At 66.1% G+C, this 16,890-nt stretch carries 17 protein-coding genes and 1 riboswitch; of the genes, 5 read left to right on the top strand and 12 right to left on the bottom strand.

The annotated features are described in order from the left end of the window. Positions 1 to 8 precede the first annotated feature (8 nt). Positions 9 to 578, top strand: a complete 570-nt coding sequence (locus VSR72_RS13795; protein ID WP_342952892.1) for a hypothetical protein — start codon at positions 9 to 11, stop codon at positions 576 to 578. Between the two features lie 101 nt (positions 579 to 679). Here VSR72_RS13795 and VSR72_RS13790 read toward each other — a convergent pair whose 3' ends face one another. Further along, entirely contained in the window at positions 680 to 1,975 is a 1,296-nt protein-coding gene (locus VSR72_RS13790; RefSeq protein ID WP_342952891.1) for a DUF3443 domain-containing protein, read from the bottom strand. Beyond that, a complete protein-coding gene (locus tag VSR72_RS13785; protein WP_342952890.1) occupies positions 1,972 to 2,445 on the bottom strand; it encodes a DUF2844 domain-containing protein in 474 nt (157 codons plus the stop codon). The genes VSR72_RS13790 and VSR72_RS13785 overlap by 4 nt, the downstream gene beginning before the upstream one ends. 388 nt (positions 2,446 to 2,833) lie before the next feature. On the opposite strand from VSR72_RS13785, the gene bamC reads away from it, so the two are divergent. Then, positions 2,834 to 4,069 (top strand): outer membrane protein assembly factor BamC, encoded by a 1,236-nt coding sequence (gene bamC, locus VSR72_RS13780; protein ID WP_342952889.1) that lies wholly within the window; start codon positions 2,834 to 2,836, stop codon positions 4,067 to 4,069. A gap of 114 nt (positions 4,070 to 4,183) precedes the next feature. On the opposite strand, the gene VSR72_RS13775 is transcribed toward bamC, so the two are convergent. From VSR72_RS13775 to VSR72_RS13755, 5 genes are all read right to left on the bottom strand, one after another. After that, positions 4,184 to 5,782, bottom strand: a complete 1,599-nt coding sequence (locus VSR72_RS13775; protein ID WP_342952888.1) for an L-lactate permease — start codon at positions 5,780 to 5,782, stop codon at positions 4,184 to 4,186. Between the two features lie 231 nt (positions 5,783 to 6,013). Continuing rightward, the gene (locus tag VSR72_RS13770; protein ID WP_342952887.1) at positions 6,014 to 6,394 is read right to left on the bottom strand and encodes a hypothetical protein; all 381 of its coding nucleotides are present in this window, start codon (positions 6,392 to 6,394) and stop codon (positions 6,014 to 6,016) included. A gap of 329 nt (positions 6,395 to 6,723) precedes the next feature. Beyond that, positions 6,724 to 6,945, bottom strand: coding sequence for a glycine zipper 2TM domain-containing protein (locus VSR72_RS13765; RefSeq protein ID WP_342952886.1), 222 nt, complete (start codon positions 6,943 to 6,945; stop codon positions 6,724 to 6,726). 193 nt (positions 6,946 to 7,138) lie between these two features. Beyond that, positions 7,139 to 9,070 (bottom strand): phosphomethylpyrimidine synthase ThiC, encoded by a 1,932-nt coding sequence (gene thiC, locus VSR72_RS13760; protein WP_342952885.1) that lies wholly within the window; start codon positions 9,068 to 9,070, stop codon positions 7,139 to 7,141. Between the two features lie 103 nt (positions 9,071 to 9,173). Further along, positions 9,174 to 9,303, bottom strand: a riboswitch (TPP riboswitch). Between the two features lie 84 nt (positions 9,304 to 9,387). Next, positions 9,388 to 9,795, bottom strand: coding sequence for a GreA/GreB family elongation factor (locus VSR72_RS13755; protein WP_342952884.1), 408 nt, complete (start codon positions 9,793 to 9,795; stop codon positions 9,388 to 9,390). Between the two features lie 741 nt (positions 9,796 to 10,536). Between VSR72_RS13755 and VSR72_RS13750 the strand changes: the two genes are divergently transcribed. Beyond that, positions 10,537 to 11,490 (top strand): EamA family transporter, encoded by a 954-nt coding sequence (locus tag VSR72_RS13750; protein ID WP_342952883.1) that lies wholly within the window; start codon positions 10,537 to 10,539, stop codon positions 11,488 to 11,490. Between the two features lie 124 nt (positions 11,491 to 11,614). Here the strand turns inward: VSR72_RS13750 and VSR72_RS13745 are convergent, their stop codons facing one another. Further along, positions 11,615 to 11,752 (bottom strand): entericidin A/B family lipoprotein, encoded by a 138-nt coding sequence (locus VSR72_RS13745; RefSeq protein WP_322029688.1) that lies wholly within the window; start codon positions 11,750 to 11,752, stop codon positions 11,615 to 11,617. 171 nt (positions 11,753 to 11,923) lie between these two features. Between VSR72_RS13745 and VSR72_RS13740 the strand changes: the two genes are divergently transcribed. Together VSR72_RS13740 and VSR72_RS13735 are read left to right on the top strand one after the other, a co-directional pair. Beyond that, positions 11,924 to 12,085, top strand: coding sequence for a DUF1328 family protein (locus tag VSR72_RS13740; RefSeq protein WP_322029689.1), 162 nt, complete (start codon positions 11,924 to 11,926; stop codon positions 12,083 to 12,085). Between the two features lie 49 nt (positions 12,086 to 12,134). Continuing rightward, entirely contained in the window at positions 12,135 to 12,677 is a 543-nt protein-coding gene (locus VSR72_RS13735) for a DUF892 family protein (protein ID WP_342952882.1), read from the top strand. 32 nt (positions 12,678 to 12,709) lie between these two features. Here the strand turns inward: VSR72_RS13735 and VSR72_RS13730 are convergent, their stop codons facing one another. From VSR72_RS13730 to VSR72_RS13715, 4 genes are all read right to left on the bottom strand, one after another. Continuing rightward, on the bottom strand, positions 12,710 to 13,924 hold the full coding sequence (locus VSR72_RS13730; RefSeq protein WP_342952881.1) for an MFS transporter: 1,215 nt from the start codon (positions 13,922 to 13,924) through the stop codon (positions 12,710 to 12,712). Between the two features lie 135 nt (positions 13,925 to 14,059). After that, entirely contained in the window at positions 14,060 to 14,887 is an 828-nt protein-coding gene (locus VSR72_RS13725) for a phosphodiesterase (RefSeq protein WP_342952880.1), read from the bottom strand. 22 nt (positions 14,888 to 14,909) lie between these two features. Beyond that, positions 14,910 to 15,950 carry an ABC transporter ATP-binding protein gene (locus VSR72_RS13720; RefSeq protein WP_342952879.1) on the bottom strand — a complete coding sequence of 347 codons (1,041 nt, stop codon included), beginning with the start codon at positions 15,948 to 15,950 and terminating at the stop codon, positions 14,910 to 14,912. Then, positions 15,947 to 16,849 carry an ABC transporter permease gene (locus VSR72_RS13715; RefSeq protein WP_342952978.1) on the bottom strand — a complete coding sequence of 301 codons (903 nt, stop codon included), beginning with the start codon at positions 16,847 to 16,849 and terminating at the stop codon, positions 15,947 to 15,949. The genes VSR72_RS13720 and VSR72_RS13715 overlap by 4 nt, the downstream gene beginning before the upstream one ends. Positions 16,850 to 16,890: the final 41 nt, after the last annotated feature.

Raw genomic sequence — 16,890 nt, 5'->3', positions numbered from 1 at the left:
GATGAGCGATGAACAAACGTAACGCCTGCTTCGCCGGCCTCGCGGCCGCCGTCACCCTGCTCGCGGGATGCGCGGCGCAGTACCGCAACACCAGCACCTGCGAAGAGGAGATGCGTAACCGCCTGGCCGAGACGAGACTCGGCGACCTGAAAGTCACGCATAGCGCGACGACGTATCGTGGCGCGCGCGTGGTGATCGAAGGTCAACTCGAAAACGCCCCGGCGTCGGCCGCCGCAGCTGCGTCGGCGCCGTCTGCGGCGTCTGCGTCTGCAGCGTCGGCCGCCACGGCGCAGAGCGCCCAGGCGGCGCCGAACGTCATGGCGCCCACGGTGCAGGCGGGCGTGCTGCCCGGCACGATTTCGGTTCCTGTCGCTCCCGTCGCCCAGAGCGGTGCCCCAGAAGGCAAGCCGACCACGCCGGCCGCGGTGCTGGCTGCGAAGCTCGGCATCAAGAAGGCCGTCGTGACGCCCGCGGCCGCGGAGTGCACCTTTAACGAGTCTGGCCTCGCAACGTTCCGCTGGCTCGCGCCGGCGCCGCTCGCGAAGACCACGCCCGACCCGAACGCCGCGAACGACTAAGGAGGACTCGAGCGGTTCGCCGTTGCGTTCCGTCGTGCGCAATCGCCACTCATCAAGGCCTCGCAAGAGGCCTTTATCGTTTCTGGCGGCGGCTGGCGCGCTTAGAACGCAAAGAACGGCCCGCTGCCGGCAGGCGTGACCTGCGAGGCGATCGCGGTGAATACGCGCCGCCCGAAGAAGAATGGCAGCCCCCAGCCGAACGCGTTGGCGTTGTAGCCAGCCAGATTGCTGAAGGCCCAGTTGCCGCTGGCGAGGAGCGTCGTTGAACTCGCGATCGCGAAAGTGACGGACGCGCCCACGCCGTCGATGCCCGCTATCGTCGCGCCGAGGCTGACGGGCGAACCCGGGCAATACCAGAATCCGCAGCGCGTCATCGTCGAGCTGTTGAAGTAGAGCGCGTTTGAGCCGGTGTCGAGGTAGCTCAGCGAGTAGACGGTGCCGTCCGATGTCGTCGTCTTCACATAGCCGGTGCCCGAGTTCGCGCGCAGCACGGTCGCGCTGCCGAGCGCGTTGTTCGCCTGCGAGCCGATGCCGAAGATCAACGACCCGCTCACCTCGGACGCGCCGCTGTCTGCTACGGCTGGCAGGTCGATGACGACGCCGTTGTTGTCGGTGGCAAAGGCCGCCACCGGGTTGCTGACCTGCTGCGCAAGCGGTTGCGCGCTCGCGGTGCAGCCGCTTGGCGGACACGCGTAATACCACGGCGTGACGGCCGCCCTGACGCAGGACACGCCGCAATCGGCGCTGAACGGCCCCACGCCGAGGATGCCGTTCGAACGCAGCGTGGCGGCGCTGTTCATTGCGAGACCGCTGCCGGCGCAGCCGGTCGGCGCGGAGGCGGGCACCGCCGGGTCGGCGATCAGCTGGATCGGCAGCGCTGCGGCCACTTCGCCCGCGAGTTTCACGTCGGCGCTGCGCACCGCGCCCCACGTATAGCCCGTGCCGAACACGGCGCATTCCCCCGCGATACTGGCTCCCGCGCCGGCTGGCACGGCGGGCAGCGCGAAGCCCGCCGGCAGCGCGGAAGCCAGCAGGCGCAGACCCTGCGAGCCGGTATCGACCTGAACGTTGTCGACGCTCGCGCAGTTCGCGGTGCCCGGCACGCAGACCGTGACGCTCGTCATCAGCATGTTGCGCGTCGAGGTGGGCGTTGGGCCGACCGTGACGGCTACGACGTTGGGTGTGGTCGATTGCGGCACTGTGCCGCTGGTGCTGGTGGTCGACGGCGCGCTCACGGGGCTTGGTGCGCTTGCGGTGGCTGGGGCGCTCGCGGGCGCCGTGGCGCCTGTGCTCGCGGGGGGGCTTCCACCGCCGCCGCCACAAGCAGTCAGCGAGGCGCAAAGCACGAAGAGGGTGACGCGCTGCGCGATGCCGGGCGCGCGTGCGCGGCGCTTCATTGCAGGTCTCCAACCCTCACGCCCGCGGGCAGCGCGGCGGGCAGCCATACGCGTCCCGCGTAGGCACGCATGTGGCCGGCCGTCTCGACGACGACCTGAGCGCCGTCTACGCGCGCAGCGTGCAGGCCGTCGCCGCCTGCGGCGTGAAGCGCCGCGGCTGCATTGCGCCAGTCGGCTGCGTAGCGTCCCAGCAGCGTTTCCACGTTGGGCTGAGCAGGCCCCTGCCACGTGTACGCGAAGACCGTGCCGGTCGCGCTGCCCACATATTCGTTGATGGTCGTGCCGCCATCGTCGACGTAGCTGACGACGCGGCCCGCGCCGCCGCCGACGGCTCGCGGGGCGGCGTCCGCAGGCGGCGCTGCGTTGTCGCCGAGCGCGGCGCGAGCCGGCACGGCGGCGAAGCCCAGGCAACTGAGCGCGCAGGCGAGGGCCGCGGCGCGGCCCGCCTGGGTGAGGCTGCAAGTTTTCATGACGCTCTCCGGTCCTGCTTTTCACGAATCTCTTTTTTTGAGATTTCGAGTGAAATTAGCACCGGGGTCGTTCTCGCAAGCGCGCCAGGCAGGCAGGGCGGCGAAGCGCAAAGCGGTGTTTTGGCGCAGGCCGGATCTAGTGCATTGATCCAAAAGGGAATTGATAAAGATTCGGCAGGGCTGCCGCGTCGAATCGAATGTAGATGAATGTTACGGGCGGGGCAGGTTAGGGAGGCGCAGGCACAGTCCAGCGCGCGTCGCTACGGCGGATACGGGGCCTGGGTTGAGTGCCACCTCGTGGTTTTTGCACAGCGGGCCGCTGGACCGGTAAAATGTTTGGTTGATCCACGGAAACTGGCCGTGGCGTAGCCGAAGGGATTACCCGAACATGAGTGATTTTCATCAACGTCTTGCCGCACGCGCGCTCGCGCTTCTGATGGCGGGCGGGCTGGTCGCCGGCTGCAGCTCGCCGACGCCAGGCAAGATCGATTACCGCAGTGACGCCAAGGCGAAGCAGTCCTCGCTCGCTGTGCCGCCGAACATGCTCGACGAAGCGTCCGACCAGCGCTCGCTCGCGCCGCAGGGCGGCGAAACCTCGCTGTCCTCGCTCAAGCAGACCCAGGCTGCCGCGCCGCAGTCCGACGAGAGCCAGGTGGTGCCGCAGGTGCCGGGCATGCATATCCAGCGTGACGGCACGGAAAGCTGGCTCGTCATCGACAGCCGCACGCCCGACCAGGTGTGGGCGCAGGTGCGCCGCTTCTGGCAGGAGCAAGGCTTCCTGCTCGTGGTCGACCAGCGCGACAAGGGTGTGATGGAAACGGACTGGAACGAAACCCATCCGAAGATCAGCGACGGCCTCATCCGCAACACGCTCTCGTGGGCCACGGGCAACTCGTACGTGACCGCCGAGCGCAACAAGTACCGCACGCGCCTCGAAACGTCGCCCACCGGCGGCACTTATGTGTTCATCAGCCAGAAGGGCCTGAGCGAACAGCTCTCGGGCACCAATAACGACAACACCAAGTGGGTGCCGAAGCCCAACGATCCCGCGCTCGAAGCCGAGTACCTCAAGCGCCTCATGATGACGCTCGCGAACGCGAAGCCGGGCGTGCCCGACGCGCAGGTCGCGGCCGATGCCGACGCCAAGGCCAACAGCAAGGGTACCGACGCGAAGTCGAAGGCTCCGGACGCCGCAGCGGCCGCCATGGCCGCGCAGAACGTCGCGGCCGTCGGCCAGCAATCGGGCAGCGGTTCGTCGAATGCAGGCACCTCGGGCCAGTACAGCTCAACGGAGCTCACGCTCGGCGAGCCGTACGACCGCGCCTGGGTGCGCGTGGGCATCGCGCTCGATCGCGCCAACTTCACGGTGGACGACCGCGACCGCACGAAGGGCATCTACTACGTACGCTACGTCGATCCGAAGGATCTGAGCTCGGACGAGCAGGGCTTCTGGAACCAGATCTTCCACGGCCGCAAGGAAAAGGTCGCGAAGCAGTACAAGCTCAATGTGCGCGCCGTGACCGACAACCAGACGCGCATCGCGATCGTGGACGACAACGGCCAGATCGACGCGTCGCGCCCGGCGCAGGAGATCATGGGCCTCGTGGTCGGCGAACTGCACTAAGCCTTGCGCTCGAGCCAGCACCCGCTGGCTCACTGAATGCCGCAAAAGAAAAACCCGCCTGCGCTTCGCCGCGCAGGCGGGTTTTTTCATGCATGTGCACTCAGCAGTCCGTACTCAGTGCGGAATCATCCACGTGAGCACGTTCTGCTGCAGCCACACGAGAATGCCGAGCAGCACCGTCAGCAGGATCGAGTGCTTGAACGTCTTCGCGAACACAATGCCTTCCTGGCCCTTGAGGTCCGTGGTGGCGACACCCGTCGCGATGTTTTGCGGCGAGATCATCTTGCCCATCACACCGCCCGACGAGTTGGTCGCCGCCATCAGGATGGGGTTGAGGTTGAGCTGTTTCGCGGCCACCACCTGCAGGTTGCCGAACAGCGCATTGCCCGAGGTGTCGCTGCCCGAGAGGAACACCGCGACCCAGCCGAGGAACGCCGAAACGAGCGGGAAGAACGCGCCAACCGATGCCACGGCAAGACCCAGGGTATAGGTGAGCCCCGAGTAGTTCATGAGGAACGCAAGGCCGACGATGGTTGCGACCGTGAGGATGGCGATGCGCGTCTGCACCCAGGTATCGACGATCGCGGTGCCGAAATCGGCGGGCTTCAGGCGCACGACGAACGCGGTGATGATCGCTGCGACGAGAATCGCCGTTCCGGTGGCGAGCGGCTGGAAGTCCCAGATCGCGCCATAGGGCGAGTTGTACAGCGTGATGTAGACGGCCTTGTCGAGGCCCGGCCACGGCACTTTGACCTCGCCGATCGTGAAGACCTTCGCGATGGTCCAGATGATCACGACGGCCGCGACGATGATCCACGGATACCAGCCCTGCGTGCCCGTCACGGCGCCGCGCGTTTCCTTGGCGCGATCGACCTTGATCGTGAAGCGCGGATCCGCCTCGGGCTTCCATACGCGCAGGAACAGGATCGTGAGGATCAGCGAGACGAGCGAAGAGAGCACGTCGGTGAGGCTGTAGTTGATGAAGTTGGCGGTGACGAACTGCGTGATGGCGAAGCTGCCGCCGGAGACGAGCAGCACCGGCCAGATGCGCAGCATGCCGCCCACGCCCGCGTAGATTGCGATCACATAGAACGGCAGCAGCAGTGCGAAGAACGGCAACTGGCGGCCGACCATCTGTCCCAGCAGATCCGAGGGCAGGTGCGTGACCGCGCCGAGCACGGTGATCGGCACGCCGAGCGCGCCGAAGGCGACGGGCGCTGTGTTGAAGATGAGCGTGAAGGTCAGGGCTTCGAGCGTCGGGAAGCCGAGCATGATGAGCAGCGAACTCGTGATGGCGATAGGCGTGCCGAAGCCGGAAATCCCTTCGAACAGCGCGCCGAACGAAAAGCCGACCACGACGAGGATGATGCGCCGGTCGTTGGGCAGATTATCGAGCAGCCACATGCGAAACGCCGCGAAGCGCCCCGAGCGCAGTGCGATGTTGTAGAGCAGGATCGCCGTGACGACGATCCACATCACCGGCCAGAGTGCGAACACCACGCCCGCGAGCACCGAGCTAATCGCGAGATTGACCGGAAACTGCCAGCCGGCGATGGCGACGATCAGACCGACCACGAGCCCCGCGAGCGAGGCCTGCCAGGCGGGCCGCCGCGCCCAGCCGAGCAGGGCGAGCACAGTGATGATGGGCAGCACGGCAATGAGAAACGAGAACAGCAGCGAATTGCCGATAGGGGTCAACAGCTGGTGGAACATCACGTCTCCTTTATGCTGGTTCGTTATCGGCGCAGCAGTGCGGCAGCGTGCGCCGGGGCGCGTCGTTGGCTGTGGAGTTCTGTGCCCGGCCAGGCGGCCGAGTTAAGGCGGTGCTTCAATCCCCGCTAGCCCACTTGGAGGATAGAGAACGAAACGGGAGCGTCAAGGAGGGAAAGTACGGTCCGGCACCGTTTTGCGGTGCATTTTGCGGCGTGGTGGGGCGCGCGAGCGTTAGCGATGCCAGTGTCCGCCGCCGCCGCTCCAGTAGCCGAAGCCAAACGAGACAGCGGGCGCGCCCCAGCCCCAGCCGTACGCGGGGTAAGGGTAGTACGCGGGGTAGGCCGCGGGGTAGGCCGGATAAGCTGGCCACGCAGGCACGGCGATCGCAACCGGCGGCGAGGGATAGAGCGGCCCCGGATACTGGGCGTCGGGCACGGCCGCTGGCGCGGGGTTCGGCGCCGTTTGCATGACCGCGGCCTCCTGCTGTGTGGCCGCAACGGGCACGGTGCCGTAGTAGTAAGGGCCGTAGCCGTAGGGGGAATAGTAGTAGCAGCCGGAAAGGCTGAAGACCGTGCTCGCGGTAGCGATCACAAACACAGACGGTCGTTTCATGGCGGGCTCCGCGAGTGGCGAACGGCCGCGCGGGGTTATCGCCTTAAGGCTCGGGCCGTTTGATCTTTTGAGCTTACGCCGGACGCGTGCGTTTTGCGTTGTGCCTCGTTAACGGAATATTTCGCCTGGTACCACGGCTGCGATGGCTAACGCCCAAAGCAAACGCGGCGCAGCCCGTGAGGGTCTGCGCCGCGCATCCTTCCCTGATGCACGCCTTGAATGGCGTGTTGCCTGTCGTGTCGTTTCTGTTCTGTGCCGTCGCATCGATCGTGCCGCTATTCGTGCAGCCGCATCGTCGACGCGTCCGGCCTTAATGCTTACTTGCCAACTTACTTGCCAACCTGATTGCCGATGATGCCGCCCACTGCCGCGCCGCCCACCGTGGAGAGCGCATTGCCGCCAATTGCCGCGCCGGCCACGCCGCCTACGCCCGCGCCAATGACCGTATCGCGGTCGCGTCTCGACATGTTGTCACAAGCGGAAAGACTGCCCAGCACGGCGACGAGTGTCGTCACCGTGACTAGAGTGCGTGCACGTTTGAGCGTTTTCATTTTTTCGACTCCCCCACGCAAAGTGCGTTCGAGTGTGCGGTGCGACATGCGCTGGCGCGCACACCGCACCTCCAATGCCCTCATCCTAGCCAGGCGACCCGTATCCGGGTGTATGCGCTTGTCAGAGAGTTGTGGGAGTCGTTAGAAAATGTTTCGGCGGGCCGCAAGGGCCCGCCAGAACCAGGGTGAGTGCTTACTGACGCTGATAAATCTCTGCGCCCTGCTTGATGAACTCGACCGCCTTCACTTCCATGCCTTTCTTGAGGGCTTCGTCGTCGCTCACGCCTTGTTTCGCGGCGAAGTCGCGCACGTCCTGGGTGATCTTCATCGAGCAGAAGTGCGGGCCGCACATCGAACAGAAGTGCGCGACCTTGGCCGAGTCCTTCGGCAGCGTCTCGTCGTGGAACTCGCGCGCCTTGTCCGGATCGAGGCCGATGTTGAACTGGTCTTCCCAGCGGAACTCGAAGCGCGCCTTCGACAAAGCGTTGTCGCGTACCTGAGCGCCCGGATGGCCCTTCGCGAGGTCGGCCGCGTGCGCCGCGAGCTTGTACGTGATGATGCCTTCCTTCACGTCGTCCTTGTTCGGCAGGCCCAAGTGTTCCTTCGGCGTGACGTAGCAGAGCATGGCCGTGCCGAACCAGCCGATCATCGCGGCGCCAATGCCCGAGGTGATGTGGTCGTAGCCCGGCGCGATGTCGGTGGTGAGCGGCCCGAGCGTGTAGAACGGCGCTTCGTCGCACCAGTCGAGCTGCAAGTCCATGTTCTCCTTGATGAGCTGCATCGGAACGTGGCCCGGGCCTTCGATCATCACCTGCACGTCGTGCTTCCACGCGATCTGCGTGAGTTCGCCGAGCGTCTTCAGTTCGCCGAGCTGCGCTTCGTCGTTGGCGTCGTAGATCGAGCCAGGGCGCAGGCCGTCGCCGAGCGAGAAGCTCACGTCGTATTCCTTCATGATTTCGCAGATCTCTTCGAAATGCTCATAAATGAAGGACTCCTTGTGATGCGCGAGACACCACTTGGCCATGATCGACCCGCCGCGCGAGACGATGCCCGTCATGCGGTTAGCGGTGAGCGGCACGTACTGGAGACGCACGCCCGCGTGGATCGTGAAGTAGTCCACGCCTTGCTCAGCTTGCTCGATGAGCGTGTCGCGGAACATTTCCCACGTGAGGTCTTCGGCCTTGCCGTTGACCTTTTCGAGCGCCTGGTAAATCGGCACCGTGCCGATCGGCACCGGCGAGTTGCGGATGATCCACTCGCGCGTTTCGTGAATGTGCTTGCCGGTCGAGAGGTCCATGACCGTGTCGCCGCCCCAGCGAATCGCCCACGTCATCTTGTCGACTTCCTCGCCGATCGACGAGGTGACCGCCGAGTTGCCGATGTTCGCGTTGATCTTCACGAGGAAGTTGCGGCCGATGATCATCGGCTCGCTTTCCGGGTGGTTGATGTTCGCGGGGATGATCGCGCGGCCGCGCGCAATTTCCTCGCGCACGAACTCGGGCGTGATCTCCTTGAGCGCGTTCTCGCCGAAGGCGGCTGCGCCGAACGCCTGGCCCGGATGCTGGCGGCCCATCATCGCGGCGAGCTTCGCGCCGTTCGGGCCGCTCGCCTTGAGGCTTTCCAGATACTCGGCGCGGCGCTGGTTCTCGCGAATCGCGATGTATTCCATCTCTGGCGTGATGATGCCTTGACGCGCGTAGTGCATCTGCGTGACGTTCTTGCCGGCCTTCGCGCGGCGCGGCGTGCGGTGCAGGCCGGGGAAGCGCAGTTCGGCCGTCGCGGCGTCGGCGGCGCGTTCGCGGCCGTATTCGGACGAGAGGCCCGGCAGCGCTTCGGTGTCGCCGCGCTTTTCGATCCAGCTCTGGCGCAGCGCGGGCAGGCCAGCGCGAATGTCGATCTTCGCATCAGGGTCGGTGTACGGACCCGACGTGTCGTAGACGTAGATCGGCGGATTCTTCTCGCCGCCGAAGCCCGTGGGCGTATCCGCCTGCGTGATTTCGCGCATCGGCACGCGGATATCGGGCTGCGATCCGGTCACGTAGATCTTGCGGGAATTGGGCAGCGGCGCGATCGCGGCTTCGTCGACGTGCGCGTTGGCGGAAATGAACTTCGGATTCGCGTTCATGCGTCTCTCTCTCCATGCAAAGCAAAGTGGGAACAGCGGCTTAGCAGGAGACGAGACGGAACGTGGACGGACTTCGCTGTGATGGGGTGAGGCTTGAGCGATGTTGCGAAGTCCGGACGCTTCCCTGCGCTGGCATTATCCAGATCAGGTTCAAAGGGTATTTCTCACCCGCGAAATACGCTGCACGACTTTCGTTCGATGCGGCGCATGACGCAGGACCCCCGCGTAAGCAAGGCCAAACGATACACCGCGCTGCGACGATCTGGCAAGTGCCTTCGCGCGTGCGGTGTAGTACGACGTATAGCGGCGCGCGGAACTTACAGCGTGAAATGCTTCGAGGCCTCGGGCTGAAACAGGATGCGTTCGATCTTCAGTGTTTCGACCGCGCCGCCCGGCGTCGTGAAGCGCACGGCGTTGCCGCGCTTTGCTCCGAGGAGCGCGAGACCCGCGGGGGAGAACACGTTCAGGCGCCCCGCGTCGACGTTCGCCTCGTGCGGATAGACGACGGTGTAGGTGAGGGCTTCGCCGTTGCGCTCGTCCATGAGCGTTACCTGCGAATTCATCGTCACGACATTGGCGGCCACGTCGCGCGGCTCCACGATCACCGCGTGTTCGAGCAGGTCGTCGAGCATGGCCTGGCGAGCGGGCGCGGCGCCCGGTTCAGCGGCGCATTTCTCGAGGCGGGCGACATCGAGTTCGGTGAGATAGCGGATTTTCTTCGACATGGCAGTTCTCCTTGCGATCCAGAAAAGTCGAGATGAGGGCGAGGGCTGGCGGGCGAAATTACGCAACAAGGACGCAAAAGCGCGCGGGCCGCAGCAGGGCGCAACGGATCAGCCCGGAGCCCGACTGAACGGCTCCGATGGCTTGGGGAGGCGGGTTCAGTGCGGGCGCCGGGCGGCGCAGAGCGGGGCGGACAGCGGGGTGGACAATGAGGGCAGGGCGCGCGCCCGGTTGTCGAGAGGCCACGCCGCCGTTCGCTCGCGGCCCGCGCGTGCACGCACCCGCGCGCTGCGCAAACTGCGCGGCGGCGAGGCGAGGACGAGACGCGAAACGAGTGAATGCATGGTGAACGGCGTGCCTGAAATCAAGTAAATGAAAGTTAATCGAAAGATTCGACCATGCTAGCACGATCTCACAAACTGGGCGTGACGCGCGTTTATATGGTGCGCGATCGCCCATCCTGGCTTGCTCCTCGCACTGTGACGCGCACGCAACGAAGCACCGCGCATAAAGCATCCTGAAAGCATCCGCAACGTCCGGCGTTGTTGCATAATGCGGTTCGCCCGTCCCGGGTGTCCTTCGTACTCCGTCCTTTTCGCGTTCTTGCGCACCTGCACCATGCCGTCGAGCTTCACCCGTCCCGCCGTCTTGCCGCCGGGGCGCCCGCGGTCCTGCCCGTCACGCTCCTCAAGCACCTCGCGCACCGCGGCGAAATGACGATGCCTCCCCGTTTGCCTTCCCGCGTGAGCACTCAATCTTTTATCGCAGGCGCCCAGCAGGCCGCAGCCGCGCTTTGGCGTTTCGTGCGCGCCGTGCGGCTGCCGCAGTCGCGCGCCGGGCGCGTCGCGCTCTCGCTCGGCGTCGTCTACTTCGTCTGGGGCTCGACGTATCTCGGCGTGAAGATCGCGCTCGATTCGTTCCCGCCGCTCCTGCTTTCCGGCTTGCGTAATCTGCTCGCCGGGATTGGCCTCTTCGTGTTCGCGCTGCGCCGGCGGCCTGTCATGCCAACGCTCCTCGAAGTGCGCAACGCAGGCGTGGTGGGCACGCTGCTCGTGGGCCTATCGAGCGGCATGCTCGCCTACGGCATGCGTACCGTGGGCACCGGCACGGCGGCTGTGATGGTCGCCACGGTGCCGCTCTTCGCCACCGTGATCTCGTCGGTGACCGGGCGTCGCGTCGCCAGGGCCGAATGGGCCGCGGTCGCGCTCGGCCTCGTCGGGATTGCGATCCTGAGTCATGGCGGCGGCGCTTCGGGTTCGGCGGGCGGCAGCCTGGCCATTCTGTGCGGCGCGCTCTTCTGGGCGATCGGCGCGCATCTGGCGGGCAAGCTCTCGCTACCTGCCGATCTCTTCATCGCGACGTCGCTGCAGATCGGCCTCGGCGGCGCGATTTCGACGACGGTCGCGTGGATCAGCGGCGAACGCATGGGCGAGCTGCATTTCCTGCCGCTCGTAGCGTTCCTCTACCTGCTTTTCATCGGCACGATGGCGGCCTATGTCGCGTATGGCTATCTGATCCGCCATACCAGCCCGCTCGTCGCGAGCAGTTGCATGTACGTCAATCCCGTTGTCGCCGTCGCGCTCGGCGCGCTGCTGCTCGGCGAGCCGGTCACGAGCAGCACTGTCGTCGCGACCGTGCTGATTCTCGGCAGCGTGGGGCTGTCGTTCATCTTCGACGACCGCCGTCGCACTTCCTGAAATCTTCCTGACTTCGCGACGCGCCTCGCTGCGCGCGCGGCCGCCCCGCATTTGACGTGCGAGGCGGCCGCGGCTTCATCGTTCACCGGTCATTCAGCCCGGCGCCTTTACCGTCTGCCAGACACTACTTCGCTTTTTCCGCGGAGTTCGTGAGGGCGTGGCCGCCTGCGGAAACGTCCTCGCCGGCACCCGCCATCGTGTTGCAGGCGGAGAGTCCTGCCAGCGATGCAGTAACGAGAAAGAGGGCAATCAGGCGTTTCATGAGGAAGTCCTCCACGGTGTCAAAGGAGACGACTCTCCAGCATGTCGCGTGCCCGGTCATATGTGCCGCCATGTCCATGCCGTGTGCGCACGCGGCGGGTCCGCTGCTTGCGCTAGCGCCGATGCAGGCGCGACATAGCGCAGCACATCCGCCCAAAAGGAGGATTACGCCATGCTTCACTACGCCATCGTGTTTTTCATCATCGCGATCATCGCCGCCGTGTTCGGCTTTACGGGCATCGCCGCGGGCGCGGCCGAAATCGCCAAAATCCTGTTCTACATCTTCCTCGTGGTCTTCGTGGTCACGCTGCTGCTAGGCGTGATGCGTGGATGACGCACGCAATGCCAAACCAGACCCATGCCATGTTCGAAGGAGAAGTCAGATGTCGAAGACACACGCTTCGTTTGAGTTCGACCTCAAGCGCGTGCGCGATGAAGCGCGCCACAATCTCGACCAGGGGTCGGTCACGCCGGACTACCCCGCGAATCGCCACACGGTGCTCAAGTTGCTCAACGATTCGCTCGCCACGGAACTCGTATGCGTGTTGCGCTACAAGCGGCACCATTTCATGGCGAAGGGCATCGAGTCCGAGTCGGTGGCGGCCGAGTTCCTTCAGCACGCGAACGAGGAACAGCAGCACGCCGACATGCTCGCGGCGCGCATCGTGCAGCTAGGCGGCGAGCCCGACTTCTCGCCGGCCACGCTCGTCGAGCGCTCGCACTCGGAGTACAAGGAAGGGGCCGACCTGAAGGACATGATCCGCGAGAATCTGATCGCGGAGCGCATCGCAATCGAGAGCTATCGCGCGATCATCAATTATCTCGGCCACGACGACACCACCACGCGGCGCATCTTCGAGCAAATCCTCGCGACGGAGGAAGAGCATGCCGACGATATGACGGACTTGCTCTATGCGCGTAAATAGCGCTTCCCGCTAATCGCTAACCGTTAGCGCCCTCAGGAAGACGCTTGTGCGCCCGTGCCCACGCGCGGGCGCGTTGCATGGTGAATCCAGCCCGCGAGGGCCGTGAACGCGATGCCGGCCACGCACACGCCGATCCAGCCGAATGCATGCCAGGCGGTCACGCCCACGGCAGAACCGGTTGCGCCGCCAATGAAGTAGCACACCATGAACACCGTATTCACGCGGCTGCGCGCCTCGGGGCGCAGCGCGTAGATGCGCGACTGATTCGAGATCTGCGCGGCCTGCACGCCCACGTCGAGCACGATCACGCCGATCACGAGGCCGATCAGACTCTTGCCCGAGAACGCGAAGATGACGAACGCGAGCGCCATCAGCACGATCGACATCGTGATGACCGCGCGCGGCCCGCGCTTGTCGGCGGATCGGCCCGCCATCGGCGCGGCCAGTGCACCCGCTGCGCCAACGATGCCGAAAAGCCCTGCCGCCTGCGGCCCGAGATGGAAGGGCTCGCCCGCGAGCAGCAGCGTGAGCACGGGCCAGAAGAGGCTGAACGCGGCGAAGAGGCAAGCGCCCGTCGCTGAAGCTTCGCGCAACCCGGGCAGCTCCAGCACGAGATGCCACATGGAGCCGAGCAGCTTGCCGTAGCCGAGCGACGAGGTCGGCTGGCTCTTCGGCAGCTTCTTCACGATCACGACCGCGAGCACCAGCAGCGCGACGATCGACGCCCCGAACACCGCGCGCCAACCGAAGTACTGGCCCACAAACCCGGCCGCCGTACGCGCGAGCAGGATGCCGAGCAAGAGGCCGCTCATGACCGTGCCCACTGCGTGGCCGCGCGCCTCGGGCGGCGCCAGTTCGGCGGAAAACGGCACGGCCTGCTGCGCGATGGTGGCGAGGATGCCGATCGCGAGGCTCGCGCCGACCAGCACCCACAGCGATGGCGCCGTGGCTGCGACGAGCAGGGCGACGCACAGGCCGGCCGTTTGCAGCAGGATGATGCGGCGGCGGTCGTAGCGGTCGCCGAGCGGCGCGAGCAGGAGCATGCCGGCCGCGTAGCCGAGCTGGGTGCCGGCCGGCACGGCGCCGATCCACGCGGCGCCTGCCGGGAAGCTCTGGCGGAAGTCGTCGAGCAGCGGCTGGTTGAAATAGATGTTCGCGACCGTGACGCCCGCGATGGTCGCGAGCAGGAGCAGCAGGCCGCGCAGCGACTGGTCATTGCCAGCGGTTGCGGAATCGGGTGTGGACATGTGCGAAATGCGGGCGGCGCCCGGCGATACGAAAGGCAGGCTTCGAGCGTGCCGATCATACCGGAGCGCGCGCAAACGCGCTGGCGGCGCTGGCGGCCCGAGCCCGCGCCGCCAGTTGCGCCTTTAGCCGTGCATTCAGCCGATCAACTCGCCCGAGGGCTCGTAGAACGGATACGGGCCGTCGAACGTCTCGACGTAGCCATGGTGCGTCACGATCCCGCCCTGTGGCTCGAAGCGATGCAGCGCGAAAGCGGGCGGCTCGAGCGTAAAGGTGGAGGGCGCATCGGGCGCGAGGTCGAGCGTGACCTGGTGAGCGGGCGCGGGCACGGCCGAGGCGATCGTGCCGCCGAAGCGCACGAACATGGGCCGGTGCACGTGACCGCACAGCACGCGCTCGACGTTGGGATGCTGCGCCACGAGCGCTTCGAGCGCGCGCGCAGCGTTGTCGTCGAGACGAATCGCATCCATGTGGCCGATGCCGCAGTCGAACGGCGGGTGATGGAGCGCGACGATCACGGGCTTGCCGCGCGCCGCGTCGAGCTGCTGCGCGAGCCAGGCAAGGCGCGCTTCGCAGAGCGTGCCTGCGCTTTGGCCCGGCTGCATCGAGTCGAGCGCGATCACGCGCAACGGGCCGAGGTCCACGGCGTACTGGATGAACTCGCCGCCTTCGTGCAGTTCAGGCCGATCGGCGAACACTTCGCGCAGCGGCTCGCGCGCGTCGTGGTTGCCGATCAAGAGCCAGTACGGAATCTCGAGCGTGTCGAGCAGCGTTTTGAGGTGCCGGTATTCCTCGACCGAGCCGTGGTCGACGAGATCGCCGGTCATGAGAACCGCATCGGGGCGCGGCGTGAGCGCGTTCAAGCGCGCGATGGTGCGTGCGAGGCTCGCGGCCGTATCGACGCGGCGATAGGCGAGGGCGCCCGGTGGCTTGATGTGCAGGTCGCTGATCTGGGCGAGCAGCATGGTAGTCCTCGTTTTGTAAGATTTACGCAAGCGCAATGAGCGCTTCCGGGGCGATCGAAATGCCGACCGGCGTGCCGCGTGCCAGCTCGACCCGGCCCGCCACGTCGACGAGCAGGGCGTCGGGCGCGGCGCCGCCAATGGTGAGGCGTGTGCGCTCGCCAAGAAAGGTCGCCTGTTCGATCACGCCGCGCAGCTGTGCGCCAACCGGGTCGGCGAGCGTGGCGTCTTCGGGGCGGAAATACAGTTCGGCGGCTCCGCTGGCCTGCGACGCGCTGGCCGGCACGGCGCCGCCGCTCGTACGCAGCATACCGCCTTGCCATTCTCCGGCGATCCGGTTGAGCGTGCCGACGAACTGCGCGACCGCACGGCTCGCCGGCTGGAAATAGATCTCGCGCGGCGTGCCGATCTGCTCGATGCGGCCCGCGCTCATCACGACGATGCGGTCGCCCAGTTCCATCGCCTCGGCCTGATCGTGCGTGACGTAGACCGTCGTCACGCCCAGCTCGCGCAAGAGCGCGTTCATCTCGCTGCGCAGGGTGTCGCGCAGGCGCGCATCGAGCGCGGTGAGCGGCTCATCGAGCAGCAACACACGCGGGCGCGGCGCGAGCGCGCGTGCGAGTGCCACGCGCTGGCGCTGGCCGCCCGAAAGCTGGTTGATGGGCTTGGCCGCGTGCGCTTCGAGACGCATCATCGCGAGCAGTTCGTCTACGCGCGCGCGCGCGTCGGCGGCGGCAACGCGCTGGATCTTCAGGCCATAGCCGATGTTGCCGCGCACGTCGAGGTTCGGAAAGAGCGCATAGTTCTGGAACACCATGCCGACCTTGCGCCGCTCGATGGGCTGCGCGGTCACGTCCTCGTCGCCGAAGGCCACGCGGCCGCCCGTATCGGGCGTTTCCAAACCCGCGATCATGCGCAGTGTGGTGGTCTTGCCGCAGCCTGAAGGGCCGAGCAGGACGAGCGTTTCGCCCGCGCCGATCGCGAGGTCGAGCGGTTCGAGCACGCGCGTGCCGCGAAACGTCTTCGCGCAGCGCGTGAGCGTAATCGGGATCGGTTCGAGTTTCATTCGGAATCCTTGTTGTTATTTTGCTGGCCCGGAAGGCGCTGCTTGCCAGATGGCCTTCCTGAGGAGCCAGGTACGTCTACGCCGAGCCATTGCATCGCCACGAGCAGCGGCATCGTCATGAGGAAGAAGAGGATCGTGTAGGCGCTGCCCACTTCGATGCGCAGCGATGCGTAGGTGTCGGCAAGGCCCACTGGCAGCGTTTTGGTGTCGGGCGTGTGCAGCATCCACGTGAGGTTGAATTCGCCGATGGAGAGCGTGAGCACCGCGAGTGCACCCGCCACGATGCCGGCCCGCGCATTGGGCAGCACGATGGTCGTGAAGCGCTGCCAGAAGCTCGCGCCGAGGCTCGCCGCGCCTTCTTCGAGCGTGCGCAGATCCGCCGACGCACACACGGCCGCCACGGGCCGTACCATGAACGGCAATGTGAACACCACGTGGCCGACCACGATGAATGCCGCGCTCATGCGGAATGCGCTGAAGCCGCCGTAGACCACGAGCAGCGCGAGCGCCGATGCGAGGCCGGGCAGGGCCACGGGCATCACGAGCAGTTCTTCGATGAGACGCGAAAGGCGCGTGCGGCTGCGCGCAAGCGCATAGCCCGCGGGTACGCCGGTTACGAGCGTGATGGCGAGCGTGGCGGCCGCCACCTCGAGCGAGAGGAAGACGCTCGCGTGATACTGCGTCCAGACCTGGTCGAGCCAGCGCAGCGTGAGGCCGCTCGCCACACCGCGAAAGTAGTTGACGGTGAGCCCCGCGACGATCGACATCGCCACGGGCACGATGAGAAACGCACAGGTGGCGAGCATGACGAGCCATTGCGCGCACGCGATCCACGTGCGCGCCGAGGGCAGCGCGAAGCGCCGCCGCGCGGCGGGCGGCTGGTCGGGCGCTTCGTGCATCTCTTGCGCCGCCGTTGCGGCGGGATTGGCGACCGAATTCA

It is taken from the genome of Paraburkholderia sp. JHI869, from assembly GCF_038900775.1.
GTDB lineage: Bacteria > Pseudomonadota > Gammaproteobacteria > Burkholderiales > Burkholderiaceae > Paraburkholderia.
This window is presented reverse-complemented; position numbering and strand designations above follow the sequence as displayed.

What these genes read in the sequence shown, in the direction of transcription:
- VSR72_RS13795 (WP_342952892.1), top strand. Translation starts at nt 9, where the DNA reads ATGAACAAACGTAACGCCTGCTTCGCCGGCCTCGCGGCCGCCGTCACC.
- VSR72_RS13790 (WP_342952891.1), bottom strand. Translation starts at nt 1,975, where the DNA reads ATGAAGCGCCGCGCACGCGCGCCCGGCATCGCGCAGCGCGTCACCCTC.
- VSR72_RS13785 (WP_342952890.1), bottom strand. Translation starts at nt 2,445, where the DNA reads ATGAAAACTTGCAGCCTCACCCAGGCGGGCCGCGCCGCGGCCCTCGCC.
- bamC (WP_342952889.1), top strand. Translation starts at nt 2,834, where the DNA reads ATGAGTGATTTTCATCAACGTCTTGCCGCACGCGCGCTCGCGCTTCTG.
- VSR72_RS13775 (WP_342952888.1), bottom strand. Translation starts at nt 5,782, where the DNA reads ATGTTCCACCAGCTGTTGACCCCTATCGGCAATTCGCTGCTGTTCTCG.
- VSR72_RS13770 (WP_342952887.1), bottom strand. Translation starts at nt 6,394, where the DNA reads ATGAAACGACCGTCTGTGTTTGTGATCGCTACCGCGAGCACGGTCTTC.
- VSR72_RS13765 (WP_342952886.1), bottom strand. Translation starts at nt 6,945, where the DNA reads ATGAAAACGCTCAAACGTGCACGCACTCTAGTCACGGTGACGACACTC.
- thiC (WP_342952885.1), bottom strand. Translation starts at nt 9,070, where the DNA reads ATGAACGCGAATCCGAAGTTCATTTCCGCCAACGCGCACGTCGACGAA.
- VSR72_RS13755 (WP_342952884.1), bottom strand. Translation starts at nt 9,795, where the DNA reads ATGTCGAAGAAAATCCGCTATCTCACCGAACTCGATGTCGCCCGCCTC.
- VSR72_RS13745 (WP_322029688.1), bottom strand. Translation starts at nt 11,752, where the DNA reads ATGAAACGCCTGATTGCCCTCTTTCTCGTTACTGCATCGCTGGCAGGA.
- VSR72_RS13740 (WP_322029689.1), top strand. Translation starts at nt 11,924, where the DNA reads ATGCTTCACTACGCCATCGTGTTTTTCATCATCGCGATCATCGCCGCC.
- VSR72_RS13735 (WP_342952882.1), top strand. Translation starts at nt 12,135, where the DNA reads ATGTCGAAGACACACGCTTCGTTTGAGTTCGACCTCAAGCGCGTGCGC.
- VSR72_RS13730 (WP_342952881.1), bottom strand. Translation starts at nt 13,924, where the DNA reads ATGTCCACACCCGATTCCGCAACCGCTGGCAATGACCAGTCGCTGCGC.
- VSR72_RS13725 (WP_342952880.1), bottom strand. Translation starts at nt 14,887, where the DNA reads ATGCTGCTCGCCCAGATCAGCGACCTGCACATCAAGCCACCGGGCGCC.
- VSR72_RS13720 (WP_342952879.1), bottom strand. Translation starts at nt 15,950, where the DNA reads ATGAAACTCGAACCGATCCCGATTACGCTCACGCGCTGCGCGAAGACG.
- VSR72_RS13715 (WP_342952978.1), bottom strand. Translation starts at nt 16,849, where the DNA reads ATGCACGAAGCGCCCGACCAGCCGCCCGCCGCGCGGCGGCGCTTCGCG.